At 67.0% G+C, this 21,203-nt stretch carries 13 protein-coding genes and 4 tRNA genes; 9 read left to right on the forward strand and 8 right to left on the reverse strand.

What is annotated here, in order from left to right; translation table 11 throughout:
- Nucleotides 1-41 precede the first annotated feature (41 nt).
- Nucleotides 42-632: an HTH domain-containing protein gene (locus B5G20_RS08165; protein WP_087356415.1), complete on the forward strand. Its 591-nt coding sequence runs from the start codon at nt 42-44 to the stop codon at nt 630-632.
- Between the two features lie 229 nt (nt 633-861).
- On the opposite strand, the gene B5G20_RS08170 is transcribed toward B5G20_RS08165, so the two are convergent.
- On the reverse strand, nt 862-1,809 hold the full coding sequence (locus B5G20_RS08170) for a WYL domain-containing protein (RefSeq protein ID WP_087356416.1): 948 nt from the start codon (nt 1,807-1,809) through the stop codon (nt 862-864).
- Nucleotides 1,799-2,986, reverse strand: a complete 1,188-nt coding sequence (locus tag B5G20_RS08175; RefSeq protein WP_087356417.1) for a WYL domain-containing protein — start codon at nt 2,984-2,986, stop codon at nt 1,799-1,801. Before B5G20_RS08175 ends, B5G20_RS08170 begins: the two co-directional genes overlap by 11 nt.
- 316 nt (nt 2,987-3,302) lie before the next feature.
- Here B5G20_RS08175 and B5G20_RS08180 point away from each other — a divergent pair, with 316 nt between their 5' ends.
- Nucleotides 3,303-6,956 carry a M28 family peptidase gene (locus B5G20_RS08180; protein WP_087356418.1) on the forward strand — a complete coding sequence of 1,218 codons (3,654 nt, stop codon included), beginning with the start codon at nt 3,303-3,305 and terminating at the stop codon, nt 6,954-6,956.
- Between the two features lie 197 nt (nt 6,957-7,153).
- Complete coding sequence (locus B5G20_RS08185; RefSeq protein ID WP_143750250.1) at nt 7,154-7,468, forward strand: hypothetical protein; 315 nt, start codon at nt 7,154-7,156, stop codon at nt 7,466-7,468.
- A 334-nt stretch (nt 7,469-7,802) separates the two neighbouring features.
- Here B5G20_RS08185 and B5G20_RS08190 read toward each other — a convergent pair whose 3' ends face one another.
- From B5G20_RS08190 to B5G20_RS10375, 3 genes are all read right to left on the reverse strand, one after another.
- Nucleotides 7,803-8,684, reverse strand: coding sequence for a class B sortase (locus B5G20_RS08190; protein WP_158094426.1), 882 nt, complete (start codon nt 8,682-8,684; stop codon nt 7,803-7,805).
- Nucleotides 8,685-8,921: 237 nt separating this feature from the next.
- Nucleotides 8,922-14,099, reverse strand: coding sequence for a SpaA isopeptide-forming pilin-related protein (locus B5G20_RS08195; RefSeq protein WP_143750252.1), 5,178 nt, complete (start codon nt 14,097-14,099; stop codon nt 8,922-8,924).
- Nucleotides 14,100-14,245: 146 nt separating this feature from the next.
- Nucleotides 14,246-14,629 carry a hypothetical protein gene (locus B5G20_RS10375; RefSeq protein WP_158094427.1) on the reverse strand — a complete coding sequence of 128 codons (384 nt, stop codon included), beginning with the start codon at nt 14,627-14,629 and terminating at the stop codon, nt 14,246-14,248.
- A 299-nt stretch (nt 14,630-14,928) separates the two neighbouring features.
- Between B5G20_RS10375 and B5G20_RS08205 the strand changes: the two genes are divergently transcribed.
- From B5G20_RS08205 to typA, 6 genes are all read left to right on the forward strand, one after another.
- Nucleotides 14,929-15,005: transfer RNA gene (locus tag B5G20_RS08205), tRNA-Ile, on the forward strand.
- Between the two features lie 60 nt (nt 15,006-15,065).
- Nucleotides 15,066-15,141 (forward strand) — tRNA-Ala (locus B5G20_RS08210).
- Between the two features lie 445 nt (nt 15,142-15,586).
- On the forward strand, nt 15,587-16,183 hold the full coding sequence (locus tag B5G20_RS08215; protein WP_087356423.1) for a J domain-containing protein: 597 nt from the start codon (nt 15,587-15,589) through the stop codon (nt 16,181-16,183).
- A 451-nt stretch (nt 16,184-16,634) separates the two neighbouring features.
- Nucleotides 16,635-16,769, forward strand: coding sequence for a hypothetical protein (locus B5G20_RS10635; protein WP_255377032.1), 135 nt, complete (start codon nt 16,635-16,637; stop codon nt 16,767-16,769).
- A 132-nt stretch (nt 16,770-16,901) separates the two neighbouring features.
- Complete coding sequence (locus B5G20_RS08220) at nt 16,902-17,369, forward strand: hypothetical protein (protein ID WP_087356424.1); 468 nt, start codon at nt 16,902-16,904, stop codon at nt 17,367-17,369.
- Between the two features lie 233 nt (nt 17,370-17,602).
- Nucleotides 17,603-19,444 carry a translational GTPase TypA gene (gene typA, locus B5G20_RS08225; protein WP_087356425.1) on the forward strand — a complete coding sequence of 614 codons (1,842 nt, stop codon included), beginning with the start codon at nt 17,603-17,605 and terminating at the stop codon, nt 19,442-19,444.
- A gap of 175 nt (nt 19,445-19,619) precedes the next feature.
- Here typA and B5G20_RS08230 read toward each other — a convergent pair whose 3' ends face one another.
- The 3 genes from B5G20_RS08230 to B5G20_RS08240 form a co-directional block, all read right to left on the reverse strand.
- Complete coding sequence (locus B5G20_RS08230) at nt 19,620-20,549, reverse strand: TRIC cation channel family protein (protein WP_087356426.1); 930 nt, start codon at nt 20,547-20,549, stop codon at nt 19,620-19,622.
- Nucleotides 20,550-20,893: 344 nt separating this feature from the next.
- Nucleotides 20,894-20,984 (reverse strand) — tRNA-Ser (locus B5G20_RS08235).
- 43 nt (nt 20,985-21,027) lie between these two features.
- A tRNA-Ser gene (locus B5G20_RS08240) sits at nt 21,028-21,118 on the reverse strand.
- Between the last annotated feature and the right edge of the window lie 85 nt (nt 21,119-21,203).

The following is a 21,203-nucleotide window of genomic DNA, read 5'->3' on the forward strand; positions in this document are numbered from 1 at the left end:
CCGCCCGGGGCCCTCTCCGCATAGATGGGAGGATGAGCTAGGTGTCGTGCGCGTTTACGCCGGAGGAGCAGGCCTATCTGGCTTCGCTGCCCGCCGTTCAGTCGGTGAGCGAGAGCACTATCACCTACGCGCCTGAGTTTAGAGCGACGTGCATGGACCGCTACTACGCGGGCGAGTCCCCGACCGAGATCTTTCGGTCGGAGGGGCTCGATCCGGCGCTGATCGGGGGCAAGCGCATCGAGCGCTGTGTATCGCGTTGGCGCCACTCGATACCGCCGCGCGACACGCCCACGCCGCCGGCCAAGCGCGACCTGCTGGTGGAGAACCGCATGTTGCGGAGCCAGGTCGCCGCCCTTGAAGGGCTGGTCGAGCTCGCGCACGCCCGCGAGAACCGCGCGGTGCGCAAGGCGCGTCGGTTTGAGCTTATCGAGGAGCTGCGGGAGCGCGTGGATGACTTCTCGCTCGCGGCCGCCTGCGGTGTCCTTGGCGTGTCCGAGGGCGGCTACTACCACTGGCGGGCGCAGCGCGCGGCGTGGGCGGACGCGGCGCGGCAGGACGGCCCCGGCGGCGCCCACGGCGACCCCGACGCCGGCCCCGACGGCGCCCCTGACGCCTCCGACCCCAGAAAATAGGGGGTCAGAATAAAAACTTCGCGCCAATGTAAGGATGGAATCGCGACTTCTCGAGTAGACAGCCGCTCTCAAAAATCAAAAGCGCAGGTACAGTGCTTGGGTCAAAAGCGGTCTACTCGGCGGAACGCCATTTCATCCTTACATTGGCGCGAAGTTTTGCTATTAACCCCCCCTGGGGCAGTTGGGGACGTGTCCCATCTGACCCATTTTGGCTGCCGTTCCGGCGGAGCTACGCGCGGGCAGAGTCCTCAATAAGCGCGCGTGCATAGGCGCGCAGGTCGTCCACCAAGTGTTGGGGCCCCACAATACGCAGGTCGCCCCCGGCGGCGAGCACCTGGTCAAAGAGCCAGGCGGGCGAGCTTACGTGCACGCGCACGCGCGTGGCGCCAGCCACGGTGGGCGAGGGGTATGTCTCGGCAATGCCCTGCCAAGTGGGCAGGTCGGCACCGGGCGCCACCTCAAGCTCGGCAACCTCCTCGTCCCAGCCGTCGCGCGGGCTTTCGGGCTCCACCTCAAAGTGCTCCCCGGTGGGGACAACGGCGCTGATACGCTCCATGCGGTAGCGGCGCAGCGCGTTTTTGGTCACGTTGCGGGCCAGCAGATAGGCGGTGTCGTCACCCGATTCAATGCCAAGCGACTCCACCACGCGCTCGCTCGGCTGCTCCTCGCCGTGCGCGCGGTAGGCAATGCGCACGCGCTCGTGCTGCTCAATGGCGCGCGCGAGCTGGGGGTAGGCATCTCCGTAAACGGTGGCGCTTGCTACCAGCGGCGCACCCGCGGCGGAGATGCCCGTCGGCAGCAGCGCGCGCGAAAGGCGGTCGCGCACCTCGGGCGCGAGCGAGAGCGCGTTCATCACATGGGCAAGAACGGCTCCCTCACCCAAGCTCAGCCGGAGCGGCATGAGGTACGCCCCGTCGCCCCCGAGCACGATGTCTCCGTGGTCGCGGAAGATCACGGCGCGCGCACCGGTCTCGCGGTCGGCCAGGGTGGCAATGAGCTCTATGGCGGTGTCGAGGTCGGCGTTGGTGCAGTCAAGGTGGCGCGCGGACTCCTCGGCAGAAACAATGCCGTCCTCAACGGACGAGAGCAGCTCCAGCAGCCCGATGGCGCGCGAGACCCGCTCGTCAGAGCCGGTTAGAGCGACGTTTCGGCGGGTGCGGCGGCGGCTAGTTGCCATGGGCGCTCACCACCTGCGCTACCCGGGCGCGCCAGGCGCTCACGAGTTCTTGCGGGGCCACCGGGCGCATGCCGTCGCGCGCGTGGGCGAGGGCAAACGACGCCGCGGCGTCTACGTTGCGCACGCCGATGTGCCAGGTCCAGCCCGGTGCGGGCTCCGCCTGCTGCGTGAGCTCGCCACGACCGAGGGTGATCGCCGCAAGTTCGGCCGCCGTTCGCTCGGCGGGGAAGGAGAAGGCCGCCAACACCTCCGGCGTGTCGGCATCGGCAAGGTCAAACGGCAAAAAGAGCCGGTTGCGCACATCAAAGCCTGCGGGAATGCGATAGCTGCCGCGGAGGGCGCCCACCCGCGCAATGCGGTCGATGCGGAAGGTCCTGACCTCGCCGGAGGCGTCGTCGAGCGCGGCGATGTAGCCCGCGCCCGCGCGCGAGAAGATGCCGTAGATGCAGACGGCGCGCCGCGACGCGGTACCGCCGGCGTTGACGTAGCGGATGGGGATGGCGCGTCGCAGCGAGAAGGCGGTCCAGAGGGCGTCCGTGATAGCGGCACGCGCCGGGTCGGGGGCGGCGGACGAGGTGGTGCCGCGCGCGTTGGCCCGCGCGGAGCCGGCGGAGGTACGCGGCTGCTCGCTCTCGTCCGCCTCAAGCTCCTCGGGTAGCACGCCCTCTAGGGCGACGAGCGCCTCGACGGCCTTGCCGCGGATGGTGTGCAGCGGCGTGCCAAAGGGCGAGCCGGGGATGCGCAGGTAGGCGTCGATGGCGCCGATGAGCTGCCTCGCGTCGTCTGCGCGCACGATGCCGCCCGCGGCAAAGGTCTGCGCGCGGTCGATGGTCCAGGAGCTCTCCTCGGTCTCGGAGGCGCCGGGCGTGCGGACCTCGGCCACAAAGACGCCGCGCGCGGCGAGCTTCTCGCGGTCGCGGCGGAACTTACGCAGGTCGGAGGCACGGTTGGGGGAGCCGTAGCCCAGGTCGGAGTCGCGGATGATCTCGTCAGTGGTGAGCGGCCGAGGTACAGCGTTGAGCACAAAGAACAGGTTGAGGAGGCGCTGGGCGGTCTCGTCGATGGCGGGCTCGGCGGTTGCGTCGGGGCTCGCCGCCGTGGTGTCCACGCCTGCGTCCGTGCTCGCGGTCCACCCGCCTCCGGCGAGATCTCGCCGCGCTGCGTCGTATCTGCCCATGCCCCCTCCTCTCCTGCAACGTACGGTTGAGCGGGCGGCGCGCCGGCTCGCCGTGGTGTCCACGCGGGCCCGCTCGACCGGCCGATTCGCCCTCGTCTGGACCATTCTAGTCGATATACAAAAGCCGGGCTCTGCGCCGTTTGGCGCACGCGGCTCGGACCATAAAAGCGCCCCCTCCCCGTATCCTGCGCATCTCTTGACGCTTGCCGGGCGTAACTGCAGAAACGAATAACTCGCGGTATACTTTCGACTAACTACGAGCACGACCCCTGCCCAACCGGGCAGGTCGCCCACCATCCAGCGATGCGGAGTCCCCATGGCAAACGTCCGCCCTTATATCAACCACTTGCTCCAGAACAGCGGCATCACCCCTGCGTGCAGCGAGGAGGAGCGCCTTGCGGCCGAAGACCTCGCGCAGATTTTCCGCCGTCACGGGTTTGAGCCCGAGATGCAGGAGTTCAGCGCCTCGGGGTCGCAGAAGGTCGTAACGGCGGTGCTCGGCATCGCCGTCTTTCTGGGCGCGCTGCTCATGGGCATCGGCGGGATCGTGGGCGTGGTGGGTCTTTTGCTCGCGCTCGCGGGCGGTGTGCTCTACACGCTCGAGCGCATGGGCAAGACCTCGCTCTCGAGCTTGGGCGGCGCCGGTCTTTCGCAAAACGTCATCGCCTATCACAAGGCGTCTGGCCCGCTGGCCTCGCCGCGCAACCGCCCCGTGGTGGTTGTGGCGCATTACGACTCGCCGCGCGCCGACCTGCTCTCGCAGATGCCGTACGCCTCGTATCGCCCGGCTATCGTAAAGCTTCTGCCGTATGCCATGCTTGCCCCGGCGGTGATTGCCATCGTGCGGCTGCTGCCGCTGCCGGGCGCCGCCAAGGTGATCCTATGGATCGTGGCCATCCTCGCCGCACTCGTGCCGCTGGCCAACGCGGTGGCGACCATCCTCAACCGGTTTGTGCTGCCCTACACCTCGGGCTCGGTATGCAACAAGTCGTCGGTGGCGGCGATGCTCGGTGTGATGAACGCCGTGGCGCCGTTCCGCGGCGAGCGCGAGTTCCCCGGCGACATGCCCTTTGAGCGCTACATGCACGGCCAGCGCCGTGCAGCCGAGGCCGCCGCCCGCGCCGCTGCCGAGCAGGCTGCCGCCGCGGCTGCGGCCAAGGCTGCCAAGCGCGGCGTGCCGGTGGAAGACGCCGAGGCTGCTGCGGGCACTGCCGAGCCGGAGGCCGCCGAGATGCTGGCTGCCGATGCCGCTGCCGAGACCGCCGAGGCCGTTGAGGCCGCTGCCGAGGTTGCCGGTGCTGAGGCCGCCGATGCAACGCTTGAGGCCGAGAGCGACGACCTGGGCGGCACGGCTGCCTACAGCGCCGATGCCCCTGCGGCCGCCGGTGCGGACGCGGCAAACGCCGGCTCCACGATGGCGATGTCTGCCGAGGAACTTGCCGCCGCTGCCGCCGCAGGCGTTGCCGCGGGCGCAGAGGTTGTTGCAACTGCCGCCGCCGAGGCTGCCGAGCCGGGCGACGAGTCCGCTGCCTACGATGAGACTGAGGCCGAGGTTGAGGAAGTTGCCGAGGCGGACGAGGGCATTGTTGAGGCTGACGCCGAGGAGGCCGGCGACGCTAGCGACTCCGGCGACTTCGGCGACGCGTTCTTTACCTCCGAGCTGACCGGCTCCGAGGCCGCTGCGGCCGAGGTTGAGCCTGCTGCCACCGAGGGGCCCGAGCCCGCGCATGTAAACGCCGAGGGCAACTACCGCTACGGTGCCGACGCGATTCGCGCGCTGGGCATGCTGCCCGAGTCGTGCGTGCTTGAGTACGACGAGCCCGAGCCGCCCGCGCCCGCGGAGCCTGCTGCCCCGGCGGCGGAGCCGGTTGCGGCCGAGCTGGTTGTCGAGGCGGACGAAACCATGGAGCCCGAGGTCGCCGGCGACGATGCCGACTACGATGGCTACACCGAAGACGAGGCGTACGACGATTACGCCGAGGACGACTACGACGGCGCCTATGCGGAGGACGACGCCTACGACGAGGGCGCGTACGACGAGGATGCCTACGAGGGCTACGACGAGAGCGGCTACGCCTATCAGCCGTCTGAGTACGGCAGCACCGGGCTCTCGCGCCTGACCGGGCGCGGCGGCATTGCCGAGAAGCTCTCGGGCTTTGGCGCCAGTGCGTCGCGCTTCTTTGGCAGCGTGCTCGACCGTGGTAAGAGCGCCATCCAGAACATCGAGGAGGCCGCGCATGGTGTGGCCGATCGTCTGAGCGGCTCTGACGAGGCGCTCGACGAGCTTGCCGAGGACGAGGCTGCGCTCGATGCGGCTGCCGGCGCCGAGGTTGCGGCTGCGTCTGCCGCGGCCCATGAGGATGCCGAGGCTGCTGACGCCGCCGATGACGCCGCTGCCGAGGTGGTTGACGAGCCGACCATGGCCTACGAGGCGCTCAGCGACGAGGACCTCGAGGGGACCGTGTCGGTTGAGATTGCTGCCTCCGAGGCTGACGGCACGGCCGTTGCCGCGGCTGAGGACATCGCCGTTGCAGGCGATGGCGAGACGGGGATCTTTGCCCCGCTCGAGGCCGATGACGCCGAGGCTGCGGCGGTTGCCGAGGCCGAGGAGCTCGCGGTTGAGCTGCCGGCTGACGTAACGCCTGCGGACGGTGAGCCTGCCGGCGAGGTGCTGGATGACGAGGCTGACGAGGTTGTGACCGATGGGGCACCGGCCGGCGAGCCTGCCCCCGCGCCTGCCGCCGAACCCGCGCCGACGCCCGCCGCACCGCTTGGGGCGACCGTTGCCTTTACCCCGCAGCAGGCGTCCACTGCTGCGGCGCCGAGTGGTGCCAACTCCGCCGCATCTGCCCCTGCACCCGCTCCGGCACCGCGCCCGGTGGAGACGGTCGACTCGCTCATGGCGCAGATCAACCCGCCGCGCCAGAGCGCCGCGCCGCGTCCGGCGGCTGCCCCGCGTCGCACGCCCATCGTGGTGCCCGACCCCGGCCAGCCTTCGCTCAACCAGCCCGTCTCGGTGAGCCGCACGTCGCTCTTCGATCTTCCCGATCCGTCGGCCCCGCAGGTCGATCCATTTGCGCCGCAGAGCGCCACGGGTTCCCTGCCGTCCATGCCGGCCCAGAACGCCACTCCGCAGGTTGCCGCTCCGGCGCCCGCTCGTTCCCGCAACTTCACGGTGCTCGATCCCGCCGCTCCGGCAGCGCCGAGCGCGCCCGCGGCGGACCCGCAGCCTGCTCAGGCGTCCGAGAGCGCCTTTGAGGTCATCTCGGCACAGACGCCGGTTGCCCATCCGCAGGAGGAGAAGCGCCGCGGTCTGGGTGGTCTCTTCCACCGCAAGAAGAAGGAAGAGCCCTCCATGGGCGAGTACCTGGGCCTTGGTGACGACTTTGACGCCAAGAGCTCCGGGCGCGACATCGGCTCGTGGGACAACTTTGAGGACGATGATGACTGGAAGGGCGGTGCCACCGGCGTGCCCGGTGTGAGCGAGGACGAGCTCCGCGACGCCGTGACTTCCCTTGGCGACGACGAGCTGCTTGGCCACGACATCTGGTTTGTAGCGACGGGTGCCTCGGAGTACGGCAACGCGGGCATCAAGGCGTTCTTGGCCACGCACCGCGACAAGCTGCGCGGCGTCTTTCTCATCAACCTCGAGTGCGTGGGCGCCGGCCAGCTCGCCATGCTCTCCACCGAGGGCGAGCGTCGCGTGCTCAAGGGCGACAAGCGCATCATGAACCTTGTCCGCAAGGTCTCGGGCGCCTTCCACCATGAGTTTGGCGCGATCGACATGCCCTACCTCTCCACCGATGCCTACGCAGCGATGAACATGAGCCTGCGCTCGCTCACCATTGCCGGTGTAGACGGGCCGTGCCTCGCGTGCTCGCACAGCGAGGAGGATCTGCCGCTCAGCGTGGATGTCAACAACATCAACGAGGTCGCCGACGTGGTGACCGAGGTCATCCGCCGCTCGTAGCGCGCGGCTGCAAGACTGAACCTTGGGGACCCGCCACCTGCATAGCGTGTGGCGGGTCCCCGCATATCGAGGCTAGGTGGCGGGGTGCACAGGCTCGCGGGAAGGCGCGTCGCTTGCTCGCAAAAGATTCGACGCGCGGCGCACGCGAGCGCGAGGTGCTGGTAGCATGGGTGCATACGCGCGCAAAAGGAGGCACGGTGTTTAGATACATCAGGGAGCATTGGCTGGTCTACCTCATCGGGCTCGTGGTGGCCGTGGCCATTGGTCTGGGTGCCGCCTACGTGGTGGGCGTTGTGGGCTCCACGCCGAGCTCGGTGCGCGAGGAGCGCATCGAGAGCGAGGAGGAGCGCGAGGACCAGATGAACAGCATCGACGAGGACCTTAATGCGCTCAGCAGCGACGGCTCGGATGCTACGACGGACGATGCCGCTACCACCGATGCCGGCACCGACGGAGCGGCTGATGGCTCGGCCGATGCCGCGAGCGACGCGGATACGTCTACGAGCGAATAGCACGATTGGCGCGAACACGTCTACGAGGGGATGGCGCCGCTTGGCCTGGCATTTTTGCAAGGCGTGTAGGGTCGGTGCGCGCTTGCCCCGGTGGAAGGGCGCCGTCCGGCCATTAGGATGCGCCTGGCTCTTTCCCGCGCGGTGCTCTGTACGCCCTTGCGACTCTATGGCCCTCACGGCCCTGTTTACGCGGATCCGCCTGACCCGATCCCATCTATGACCCCATACTTCCGCAATCCTGTTTACGTGGGTCTACATGGCCCGATCCCACCTATGAACCCCCCCCCTTTCCAGCAGCTCTGTTTACTAGGGCCCGCCTGACCCACCCCCTCTCCTACGAAAGCGTAAAGACAACGAGCGTGCGCTCGCGTGTGCCGGGCAAAGGGCTCGTGCAGGTGATGAGCGTGAGAACGCGCTTGGCACGTTGAGTCTGCTCCTCCCACGAGGGTGCGCGAGCTTGTGCCCGAGCTGCGAGCGTCCGGGCAAACGCTGCTACATCGGCGCCCGCGTTTAGCGAGAAGCGCTGAATATCGGCAAAGGATTGGTCGACCCTGAGGGCGCAGAGCGGTTGGAAGACAAGCTCCTCGGTAGTTGTGCTCGCGATGGGCGTCAGCGTGTCGGCGCGCCGCGGAGGCGCCGGGTGAGAAGCGCCCGCCGCTCGGGCGGCACCCGAGCTTGCGAAGCCACTCCACCGGACAACGCTCGAGGCTGCGGCGCCGAGTTGCCGAGCGTCGCCAGAGGACGTTGCGCTCTGCCAGTGGGCGGCACCGAGCTGCGCGAACACTTCGGGTCGATACGCCTCGCGGAGTGGCTCGAACATTCGGCTCGGAAAGCCGGTGGCATGCCCATAGACGAGCAGGTGCGCGCCCGTTTGCAAGCAACGTGGGTCGAGGTAAGGACATCCCGCTGCCGAGGGCTCGCCCCATGCGTTGTGGGTGAGGTAGAAGTCGGCCGGCTCAGTCGTTGCGGGCTGCATGACAGGGTAGGAGATATCGGTTCTCTCAACGGTGAGCCAGGCGATCGCCCCAGGGAACACGGCTTGCCAGCTATCGTCGGCTGACTCCCCATCGCCTGCCGCGCGATAGGCGTGTTCCTCCAGGGCGCCGTGGGCAGCGAGCGAGCCCGCGGCGGCAAGGCATCCGATGCAGACAAGCGCAATGAGCGTGCGGACAATCGCGTGGAGCCGAGATCTGCCAGACCGCCGGTCCTCACGCATATCAATCACCCCTCCCCTGTGTCGACGAGCTCCGACATCGCTGTCCATACGTCCGTCCCACGCGACGACCTGCGGCAACACCCTGTTCCAATGCCGTACCCTCTGCGCGTGTTCGTGCGCCACGCGAAACATAGCCCTCATGGCGCGGCAACTCACCATGCTCCACTCTGCTCGGGAGCTGCGGCGGCAATTTGTACCGCCGCAGCTCCCGTGCGTGCTCCGGTCTTACCTACGGCTCTACCTGTGCAACCTCCGTCCCGACCGTGTTCCGCTCGGCATTTGCTCGCGACGCCCTTGCGGTAACGCGGCTCGGCGGGTCATCCTCGTCCGCTTGTGCGGCACGGGTCCAACCGGGAATGCCCCGCTCCGGCGTGCTGCCAGCCAAAGCCCGGCGGCAATGAGACCGGTCAACGCTAGGGCAATCGCAAACGGAGCGGTACCCGTCTGCGCGAGGATTCCGACGGGCGTGCCCGAGCCCCGCACGTGCACGGTCTGCCCCTCGTCATCGAGGTCTGCGTGCTCGGCTATCAACAACCCGCGCTCCTGTTCGCCGGTTTCGTCCTCCGCTCCTTCGGGCGCCTTTTGGGCACGGTACGAGAGCTGCTCAAACGCCACCACGTCGCCGCCGTCAAGGTCTGAGGTGTCGAGTGTGAAGGCAACCTCCGCCTCGCCGTTTGGCTCGCTGGGCGTAAAGGTCACACTCGTTGTCAGCGCGCTGCCGTCCGCCCCTTGCAGGGTCTCGCCGGTTTCGCGGTCATGGAGCGTTCCGGTCAGCGTGTGCGCGATGCCGGGCTCGAGCCCCTCGTACGAGACGGTATCGATGAGCGTGACGGTGCCCGCTTCTACCTCGTGGTCGCCGTCGGCCCGATCGGTCAGCGTGGTGCCGATGTGCGGCGTGCGCTCAACGGGCACTTGCTCCACGCGGTCGTGGTCTTGATCCTCCAGACGCTCATGCTCCTCAACGTTGCCGCCGTTACGGAAGAGACTGACGGCCGCGTTGTTCTCTAGGGTCGTGTCCGCCCGGTACGCGTCGGTTGCCCGCATGTGGACGACGAGTGGCGCCGCGTCATCAGCCGCCGCGATGCTCTCGATGTCATCGTGCGCATCTTTGAGTAGCTCGCGGTCCCATCCGTTAGAACGCGAGGAGAACCCCTGCTCCACGCGGCCATACTCAAGGCGCACGGCGGTTACGAACTCACCCTCGGCAAGGTCGAGGTCGGCCACGGCAAGCTCGGTCGGCTCGGTGGCGCTCACGTTCGCCGCCCAGAGGCGCCAACCGGTGTAGTCGAGGGCGCGCCCGTCGTCGCCCAAGCGTTTCGCGGTGGTCTCGTGCGCAAGCCACGGGTTCTCGTGGCCATCACCGAGGGTGCCATTGGCGCCGCTGGGATCCACATAGTCCGCGGGCGTCTGGTTGGTCCGATACCACACGTTGAGCAGCCCGTCATAGTCTTCGCTGGCAACGGGCGTGGTGATACCCGTAAGCTCAGCCAGGCCTGCACTCGCGCCATCGAGCTCGTCGGTGACGGTAAACTCGTCCACCCACGTGCTCGAGGTCGAGCGGAAGTCGACGGTGTAGGCAAAGCTCCCGTCGTCGCTCGGCGTTGCCGGCGCGTTGTTGCTCCCGTCCTCGCTCGCCACGGCATCGGCCTCGGTGTAGGCCCGCACGGGGTCGGCAATCTGCTGCCTCTTGTCGACCTCGCCCGTAACCTGAATGGGCTCGTCGTACATCACCACACACTGGGCCTCGCCGGTGGCCTCGACCGTGAACTCAACCGCCGTGGCCTCGTCATAGCCGTGCGGCGTCATCTGCTCCACCAGAGTGTACGAGCCGGGCGCCAGCGCCTCGATGCGATGATCCTCCTCGCCCGACACCCATTCCTCCACCACGTTGCCCTCATGGTCGAGAATGGCAAGGTGCGCGCCGGGGATCTCCGCCTCGTCGGTAACGTCGCGCTTGGAGAGGTCGACCTTTGTGTAGTCGTTTGCAACATCAATCCCAAAGCTCGGCATGCCCTCGGTGAGCCCGTTGCGGTCAACGGTGAAATAGCGCACGCTTCGCTCGGTCAGAAAACCGTCGGGTGCGTTCGTCTCGCAGAGGCGGTAGCTCCCCTCGGCAAGGTGGCGGATCGTCAGCGTACCGTCGGCGCCGGTGGTGAGCTGCTGGGGCTCGGCATCGTCGGCAAGGAGCGCCGGGAGCTCGGTGAGCGAGCCCGTTGCCTCGGGGTCGTCCGCGGGTTCGTACGCCAGGATGCGGGTCTCGCCGGCGGCAAGCTCAACGGTGTCCACGGCGCTGCTGTCCACCTCAACGCGGTAGGTGCCTGCAGAAAGGTCGGTGGCAGCATGGGCGCCGCGGTCCGCGTCGTAGGGAAGGGGTAGGGCCTCGGAGACCGTGCCCTTACGGGCGAGTTCGGCCGAAACGCCGGTAAAGAATCCGCTGTGTACCGTGAGCTGATAGGAGCCGTCGGCTGCAAGCTCGATATCCTGCTCGCCGGCGAATGAGGCCTCTGCACCTGCCTCGTCCGCAACGGAGAGCGTGTAGCTCCCGGGTTCGAGCGCCGCAACCTCGGTACCTAGCACATAGGCCGAGCCGTCGTCTGCGGTGAGGGTGGCGGTCCACCCTTCGGGCAGCGCGGGCACAACCTCGGCATACGCCGCCGGGGCCCTAAGCTCGACCGTGGTGCCTTCGGGGGCATCAACGGCGAGTGCCGCCATGCCCTCGTCGGGGACAACAGTAACCTCGTCGGTGGAGCTCCACAGCTCAAAGGTTGCGCCGGGGAGCGTGTCGTCGTGCCCAAGTACCGTCTTGGTGAGGACGGTCTCGGTCGGTGCGTCAGATACCTCAACGCGCGTGGAAACGACCGGGGTCGTGTGGTCGCGGTACTCCAGGGTAAAGGGGTGCGGCGTTGCGTCGAGCACATGGCCCGCGGGCGCCGCCGTTTCCACAAAGGCGTATGTGGCTGAGCCCCCGCCCAGGTAGAGGGGCTTGGTGGTGGCGCTGCCGGTATCGTCGGTGGTCACGTGGTCCACGATCTCCCCGGCTACGGCGCGCACCGTTCCATCGGGCGAGACGATATCCTCCTGCGCCACCACGTCGTACTCCGCGCCGGCGAGCAGCCCCGAGCATCCGGGGTCGTAGGTGCCGGACCCGGCGCTGTCTGCAGCGCCCGTGTTGTCCGTGCCGCCCGCCTCGGCCCCATCGGAATCAGCCGGCTGCCCCGTCGCGTCGCCGTCCGACGCCTCATTGCCCGTGGCGTCACCAGCGGCAGCGTTCTCGGCATCGTCGCCGCGTCCGCTCTCCTCGGCGCCATCCGCCAGAGCACAGCGCTTTACCAAGGTCGCCTGCCCCATGGCCTGCTCGTCGGCGAGCGCGACCACCGTTACGGGTGCGAGGTCGTCGTCATCGGGCACCTCAACCGCAACATCCTCACCGTTGAGCAGGTAGGGTGCCGCGCCCGTTGCCACCTCATGCACATAGTAGGTGCCGGGCCTGAGCGCCTCGGGCAGGGTCACCATGCCCGTCTCGTCGGTGGTAAAGGCGCTCAGCTCCTGATGGTTGGGGTACCACGCTTCTTGCGAGATGGGTTGCCCGTCCGCGTCGAGCAGCTGGAAGGTAAAGCCCGCCGCCGGCACGGTGCGTCCCGTCTCGGCGTCCACCTTTACAATCTGGATGCGCGTCGCCACAAAGTCGTTATCCACGATGTACGAGAGCGTTGCGCCGTCGAGCATCTGCTCGGGCGTGATCTGCCAGTCCGGCGCCGGCTGATACCCCTCGGGCGTGGTCTCGGGCACCTCGTGCACGGTGTAGCCGGCGGCGTCGTAGGGGAGGGCGCCCGAGATCCCCTCTGCCCGCTTGCCCGCGCCAAACCATTGCCCCTCGGTCGAGGCTCGGCCCGTCGTATCGGTTTCTATGGTGCCGACCACCTCGTGCGTGGTGTTGCTGACAATCTGAAACCGCACGCCCTCGGCGGCCTGCTGCAGTCCTGAGCCGTCCTCGCCGGTGTCTCGGTACTTTACAAGCTCGAGGTCAAAGGCGCAGGGCAACTCGACAAAGTCGCTGGCCGGTGCAAGCTCTACCACGCCGGCATCGGTGAGCTCGCCTGCGTGCACGGTGTAGCTGCGCACGGTGTCGTCGAGCCGGTAGCCCTCAGGCGCGGCGATCTCCACCATGCGGCTGGTGCCGAGCGGCAGGCCCTCAAAGCAGGCGGTTCCGTCTGCTGCGGTTGTGGCCGTGTGGTCTACCCCGTTGGCGTCGGTCAGGCGGTAGACGGCCCCCTTGAGCGTGGCGCCGGGCTGCGGCTCGCCTCCGGTGGCGGCGTCGGTCTTCTCAATGCGGATCGTTACGGTGCCCGGCTCGTCGGGGAGCTCGACCGTGCTCGCGTTGGCCCCGGTCGTAAACGCAATGCGCTCCGGGTTCTCTACAAAGCCCTGCGGCGCGTGCGTCTCCACGGCATAGTAGGCGGTCGAGGCGTCGAGCTTGCAGCTCGCCTGCCCCGCGTCGTTGGTGGTGAGTGTGGCTGCCAGGGTGTCATCGCTTGCCCGATAGATCTCGTAGGTGGCGCCGGCGTAGGCGTACTCGGCGTTTCCGTCGCTCACCGACGCCTCGGCCGAGACCTTAGAGAACGTCACCGTTACCTTGGGCGCATCGGGCAGGTTGACGGTGGTGCCGCTCCCCGTGTTAAAGCTGATGCGCTCGGGGTTGAGGGTAAAGCCCTCGGGCGCGACCGTCTCCACGGCGTAGTAGGCGGTGCTCGCGTCGAGCGTGGCGGTGGCGCGGCCGTCTGCATCGGTGGTCACGGTTGCTGCCAGCGCGTCGTCGCTTGCGCGGTGGATCTCGTACACCGCGCCGGCAAGGCTGTAGCCCTCAAGGGAGATGTCGACCTCGGGGAGCGAGCTCACCTTCTGAAACGTCACGTCGGCCGTGTGCTGCACCTTGTAGACCTGGTAATACTGCGCCGTGCCCTTGGGAGTGATGCGGCTGATCATGTTGCCGTGGTCCGCCGCGCCGGCCACCACGCCGTCGCCGTAGAGGCCCGAGTGCCACGCAAGGTCCTCATGCGGGTTGCTGCCCCAGAAGAACATGAGGTGCGTGTCGTTGGGGTAGTCAAAGTTGACCGGTTGGATGTAGATGATGTCGCCGCGCTCGAGCACGCCCGAGGCGAGCATGGCCTCCTTGGTGTCAAACTGGTAGTTTGCAAAGCCGTTGTCGATGGCAAACCACTTCCAGAGCGAGGCATTGGACTCATTGCCCCGGTGGTAGCCGCTCGAGGCCACGTGACTGCCCACCGCGGAGGTGTCGCCTCCCGCCTCGCGGATTACCGCCGTGACAAACCCGGCGCAGTTCATGTAGGCGCCCACGCCGGGCTTGGGGTTGCCGTTGGGCCACCAGGCGTCTGAGTTGGTGATGTCGCCGTACACGCCCGGTGCGGAGTTGCCGTAGGGCGTGCCGAGGTAGTACCCGTCGTTGCGGTGGCTTTCTAGGACCGATTCGATGCTCCGTGTGCAGCCGAGCGCCTGGTCGATAGTCTGCCCAGCGCGCGGTGCGGCGTGGGCGGTCTGGACGGCTAACAGGGTGAGCGTTGAGACTGCTGCCAGAGCGACGAGCGCGAGCGCACGCCCGGCTGTGTGGAGGCGCCGGGGTAGGCGATGGGGATGTTGCTGCTGGGGCTGGGCGTGGGCGCAGCCGGGGAGGCGAGGCCGCCGCCGTGGGAGGCGGAGGCGCAGGCGCCGCGGGGCGTGCCAGGAGCGCAATCGCCGGAAAGCATGTTGGAGACGCGTTTGACGCGCCCCACAGGTGCGTTGGGGGCGTGCCCGATGCGCCCCGCAAGGGGGCATGCCTGCGGAGACGTTTGAGGCTGCGTCTTGGCTACCCGCTCGCTTCCCGTCTTGCGGGGAAACGGCTGGTCGGGGGCGCGGACGCTGCGCGCGCGGTACGTGGGACGGTTCATGGCTCATGGGCACTCCTTCCCTCCAGAGAACGGGAGGCAAGGGTATCGGCGCCCATCTGACCGTTTTCCTGCTGTTTCTTGCACGAACCTGACCAATATCTAACCAGGATTCTGCGTTTTCTAACCGCGCAGGTCAGATGGGGTGTTTTGACCTGTTTGGCGGGTGAGCTGCGGCGGGGAGGCGTGCTGCCGTCCGATGTGTCTCCACGCGGATTCCAGATTTGGAGGCATCTCAAAAGGAAAGAAAAATTGGGTGTTGACTCAGCCGCGGAGGCCGGAGTAATATACCCAAGTGCGTTGGACCTGTAGCTCAGTTGGTTAGAGCGTCCGGCTGATAACCGGGAGGTCACAAGTTCGAATCTTGTCAGGTCCACCATCCTTTCGCAATAAACACCCCAGCGAGAGCCGAGTCGCCGCTGGGGTGTTTATTACTACCGGGGGTTTAGCTCAGCTGGGAGAGCGCGGGCTTTGCAAGCCTGAGGCCAGGGGTTCGATCCCCCTAACCTCCACCAGGGAAATCAAGGGCCTCACACGTGTGGGCCCTTTTTTGCATTGGGGCAGATGCACGGGGGTCGAACCCCGTTCGGGGCGCGAAGCGGAGCCAACGGCGTGAGCCGTTGGCCGCGTAGCGTGCAAGGGCGCGCGAGCGCCCGCAGCGGTCGCGGTCGCGAAGCGACTGCGGACTCCCCCTAACCTCCACCACGACCTTAAGAGCCTCGCCACGGCGAGGTTTTTTCATGTCTCGGGGTCATCTGCGGCAGCAATCGACGTGCACGGGACGGGGCGGCAGCGCGGCAGCTCGTCCGTCTATAAAGCCTCCGCGACGGCAAAGCCCCGACGGGCAGCACCCAACCCTGTGCGACAATAGTCGGCAGTGCGACCGGCCGGCAAGCGTCAACCAGGCCGGCAAGGCCAAATGGCAACGCAGCATCACGTTCCAGACGAGGGGAGGCGGCCATGACGCGCGACGAGGCGCTCAGCGTGCTCGGGCTCAAGTCCGACGCCACGCGCGACGAGGTCCAAGTGGCTTATCGCGAGCTCGCGCAGATGCTCCATCCCGATAAGTTCGCCGGCAACAAGCGCCTCCGCGAGCGCGCCGAGCAGCAGATGCGCTCCATCAACGAGGCCCGCGACGTGCTCCTTAAGGGCTCGGGAAGCCGCTCCCGCGCAAGCTCCGCGCACGGCTCGTCCGCCGCCCGTCCCTCGTCGGCGCCGCGCACCCCCGACCAGATCGCCTTTGAGGCCGAGGCACGCGCCCATGCGGCCGAGACGGCACGGCTCACCGTTGTCTCGCAAGCCCGCACGCTGCGCGAACGGCGCGGTGGCATGTTTTCGCTCACGGTTGTCGCCGGGCTCGTGGCGCTCGTTACTGTGCGCATGGCCGGGGCGCTCGGCACCCTCATCTTCTCCGTCTCGTCGATGCTGCTCGTGTGGGGCATCGTGGACGTTGCCATGTATTCCAACCAGGTCCGGGTGCTCGATCGCCGAGCCCGCGACCTGCTGCGTCAGCGCGACGCAGCCCGCGACATCGCCCGTCGCGCCCGCGAGCTGTAGCAACGCGGCCCAGGGAAACTCTGATTGCCGGCTTTCGCGCCCCGCACGGAAACTCGACCCCTGAAGTGAGCGCATCTTTTGGGACCCCTCGGGCAGACCGTTCAAATCGGCGATGAATTACCAGTAAAAGGCCAGTTGAGCGCTTTAGCCTAGTGGAGCGCTACTGAGACATTCCAAAAGATGCACTCACATCCGGCGTCGAGTTTATTCAGGGCCCGCGCGGAGGCGAGGTGTCGGCCTTCCCCGGGTGCCGCGGGCATCCCCGGCACAAAGCCCCTACCCCTTTGCACCGATCGCGCAGCAGCCCGTGCTCGCCCGGCGCGCCTGCGGCGCCGCCCCGGCGTACTCCATCGTCCCCAGCAATGCCGCGTCCCGGCGGCGTGCTAGAATGACCGTGCTTGACGGTGGGACCGCGTGCCCGGCAGCGCCACTCCTTGCGAAAGGAGGTGAGTTGTCAGTGGACGTAGCGACCAAGGTCATTGAGTTTCTTACCGCAGTGGTGGGGCTCGTGGCGGCGGTGTCGGCCATTCCCAAGGTGCGTAGGTTGCAATGTAAAAAGCGGAAGGGCCGTAAGCGCAAGCGCTAACGGCCCGATGCTCTAAACGGCGCTGCCTAGGTTTCCAGGCGTAGGCCTCCGCCAAGCACCAGTATACCCCAACGGTCATGCGCCATGTGCGTTGTCGCTCGCTAATCCCTACCGCCCAGAAAGGAGCTCGCCATGAGCCGCCAGCAGCAGAATCCCGGTGCCGTGTCGCCCGAGCTCGACGAGATGGTCTGCGACCTCATCGGCTATATGCTCGACGAGCTCGCCGAGGGGCGCGATCCGGGTACGGCGGCCTGTGCAGAAGACGCGGGCACGGGGCGCATCGAGGCGGTCTTTACCGACGACGGCGAGGAGGCCTGTCTTGAGGCTGCGCAGGTGTTTGTTACCCAGAACGCGCGCGGCAACTCCGCCGAGCAGCTCGGGCCCATCGAGCGCTATGCCATCGCCTGTACGGGCGCGGTGGAGCTTGACGGAGCCTATCAGGACGCGGTGCTCGTGAGCTTCTACGAGCGCGGGCTCTCTACGGCCGACGGCGCCCCAACGGGGTACTCTGCCTACGTGGCCTACCAAAACGCCGGCGCCGGCGATGAATTTATATGGAGCGAGCCCGCGCCCGCGGGAGAAGAGTCACCGCTCATCTAGAAATCGTTTACAATTTCATTCGCTTGCGCTAGGGGCTTTACGAGGAAGGCCTCCTTTCCATCTTTGCCCATCCGAAGGCTTCTCGGCGCGAGCTGAACGATATGAACCCGCAATATTGCAGGGCGGGGTCGTCCCCCCTCGCTTTGCCCGATTTCTGAGGAACGAAGCTGAGGGCAAAGCGAGGGGGACGACCCCGCCCGGTGGGATAAACGGATCAAGAAACGGGAGACTACATGCGCGTCGAGAACCTGAGGAACATCGCTATCATCGCCCACGTCGACCATGGCAAGACCACGCTGGTGGACAAGCTGCTGCGCGCCACCGACGCCTTCCGCGCCAACCAGCAGGTCGAGGAGCGCGTACTCGATTCTAACGATCAGGAGCGCGAGCGCGGCATCACCATCCTCGCCAAGAACTGCTCGATCGAGTACAAGGGCGTCAAGATCAACATCATCGATACCCCCGGCCACGCCGATTTTGGCGGCGAGGTCGAGCGCGTGCTCAAGATGGCCGACGGCGCTCTCCTGCTTGTCGACGCCTTTGAGGGCCCCATGCCGCAGACGCGCTTCGTGCTCTCGCACGCCATCGCCTGCGGCCTCCAGATCATGATCGTCATCAACAAGATTGACCGCCCCGGCGCCGAGCCCGAGCGCGCCTACAACGACTGCCTCGACCTCATGGCCGACCTCGGCGCCACCGACGAGCAGCTCGAGTTTGCCATGGAGCATGTGGTCTACGCGAGTGCCGTTAACGGCTACGCGCGTCTCGACCCGCTGGCCGATGGCGACGACATGTACCCGCTGCTCGATATGATCGTGCGCGAGATGCCCGCTCCCGAGGTCGACGAGAACGCGCCGCTTGCCATGCAGTGCGTCACCATCGACCACTCGAGCTACGTGGGTCGCATCGGCATCGGCCGCGTGTACTCCGGCACCATCCACGACGGCGACCAGATTCTCGTGGTCAAGAACGACGGCTCGAGCTCCACGGCCACGGTCAAGCAGCTCTACACCTTCGACTACCTCGGCCGCACCGAGTGCGACGAGGTCGGCGCCGGCGATATCGCCGCGGTGGTGGGCATCGACCACACCGACATCGGCGACGTCTACACCGACCCCGAGAACCCCGTGCATCTCGACCCGATCGAGATCGATCCGCCGACGCTCTCCGTTGTGTTTGAGGCGTCGACCTCGCCGCTTGTTGGCCGCGACGGCGACATCGTGGGCGCGCGTCAGCTCAAGGAGCGCCTTGCCCAGGAGGCCGAGAATAACGTGACCATGAAGATCGAGGAGCTCGAGGACAAGAGCGGCGTGGAGGTCTCGGGCCGCGGCATCCTGCACCTCTCCGTTCTGATGGAGACCATGCGCCGCGAGGGCTACGAGTTCCAGGTCGGTCGCCCGCGTGTGCTCTTCCACACCGACGAGCACGGCAACAAGCTCGAGCCCATCGAGCAGGCCGTGGTGGAGTGCCCCGACGAGTACGCGGGCAAGGTCATCGAGGTCTTTGGCAACGCCGGCGGCACCATGACCAGCATGAACGCGGGCAGCACGGTCACGCACATCGAGTTCCGCATCCCCACGCGCGGCATCATGGGCCTCAAGAATCGCATCCTCAACGTCAGCCACGGCGAGGGCGTGTTCTACCACACCTTCCTGGAGTACGGACCCTACGCGGGCGAGCTCGGCGGGCGCAACAACGGCGCCATGATTTCGATGACCACCGAGAAGGCCGTTGCCTACGCGCTCGGCACGCTGCAGGAGCGCGGCCAGCTCTTTGTGGAGCCGGGCACCGAGTGCTACGAGGGCATGCTCGTGGGCGAGCGCAACAAGCCGGGCGACATGGTGGTTAACATCGCGCGCACCAAGAACCTCGGCAACCAGCGCAGCTCCACGGCCGACATTGCCGTGCAGCTCACGCCGCCGCGCACTTTCACGCTCGAGGAGGCGCTCGAGTACATTACCGATGACGAGCTGGTGGAGGTTACGCCCAAGAACATCCGCCTGCGCAAGCGCATCCTCAACGCGACGGACCGCAAGAAGGCTGCCGTGCGCGCTGGGCAGGTAAAGAACAAGTAATTGCCTTTGAGTGTGCGAGCTGGGGCCTGTCGGCGGGGGAAGATGCCCGTCGGCAGGCCCTTTTGCGTATGGCGCACGTGGCGGAACGACATGTGGGCGGCGGCTATGACGGCGGGTGGAGGGTCCTCCGCGATCCGCAAGATGTCCCGGGATCGGCTTTGCGTGCCAGAATGAATTAGATGTCGAGTTTGCGCTGGTTGCGCTTGCGGCGAGCTCGCTTGAGGCGGTCGAGCGCGGCCGTGCGGCGCTCCTGTTCGCGACGGCGGTCGATATCGGCAAGGGTGCGCCGGCGGCGCTCGGCCAGCTCGGCGGTGGAACGGTCCGGTCGGTTGAGCCGCGGTTTGGTGGCGGGTGCCTCGCGGGAGGCGTCATCGGCCAGCTCGGCGGCGCGGCGAGCGCGGTGGCGGCGGGGGACCACCCGCGTGAGGTCGACCTCGGTGGGGCTCATGATGTTAAAGCGCAGCGAGAGCCAGCGCAGGCCCATCGTCACCACCACGCACGCGATCACGGCGATAACGTGCGAGATACCGGCGCTCGCGAGGGCAACGTAGGCGCTCGCACCCGCGATGGCGGCAACGGCGTAAAAGTTGCTGCGTCTAAAGATGTGCGGGACCTGCCCCAAAAAGACGTCGCGCAGCATGCCGCCACCAACGCCGGTAAAGAATCCCATGGTGACGCAGATGATGGGGCTGAATCCGTAGACGAGCGCCTTGTCTGCGCCGGTGGCGGCGTAGAGGCCCACGGCGAAGATGTCAAACACAGCAATGAGCCGGTCTTGCTTGGCGATGACCGTGGGGATGGCAAACACCACCGCCGCGGTGATGATTGCGGCGGGCAGCGCGGCGGGTTGGTTGAGGATGTAGACGTTGCCGACCTGGAGCGTAGCGTCGCGCAGCAGGCCGCCGCCGAGGCTGCAGAGCGCGGCGAGGCAGACGGCGCCCACGAGGTCGAGGTTCTTCTCGCGGGCGGTGAGCGCGCCCGAGACCGACGAGACCACGATGGCGATGAGCTCGAGCCAAACGGGCACCGCGACCTGCGCGGCAACGGCGTGCGCGGTAACGGGCACGGAGGCGACGGCGGGTATGGCGGCGAGCTCGGCGGGCACGGCGACGCTCCTATCGGTTGGGGTTGCACGCGGCCCGTTGCGGGCCGTTGCTATCTTAGCGTGTTTGCCCGCGCCGCGCCCCGCCGCCGTGTGACATTGGGGACAGGTTTGTTCGTCACGGCCGGGCGGTCCCCTCGCATGGTTGCCGTGGGTGTGGCGATGCACGGGATTCCGCGTGAAGCTGCGCCGCCCGCGACCGCTGCGGGCGCTTCGCGCCCTTGCGTGCTGCGCTGGAAAACGCATACGCGTTTCCGCAGCTTCGCACCTTTGCAGGGTTCGAATCCCTCCTGCACGGGGCAGGAAAAAGCGTTCACCTGGGTATTTCAGATTGTAGAAAAGAAAAATGGCGGAGGAGGAGGGATTCGAACCCTCGTGACCTTATACAGGCCAAACGGTTTTCGAGACCGCCGCATTCAACCACTCTGCCACCCCTCCGCATGGGGTGAACGGGCGCCGAAGCGCCCGCGAGAAAAGCAACTGGCGGAGAGTCAGGGATTTGAACCCTGGAGACGGTTTTGCCGCCTACACGATTTCCAATCGTGCTCCTTCGGCCACTCGGACAACTCTCCGTTCAAGCACAGGCAATTGTACCGTATATCGCCGGCGTTGCAAACGCGATTTTCTATGGAGACGCGCGCACCGGGGCGGAGGGCG

The sequence above is a fragment of the Collinsella sp. An7 genome, from assembly GCF_002159335.1.
In the GTDB taxonomy this organism is placed as follows: Bacteria; Actinomycetota; Coriobacteriia; order Coriobacteriales; family Coriobacteriaceae; genus Coprousia.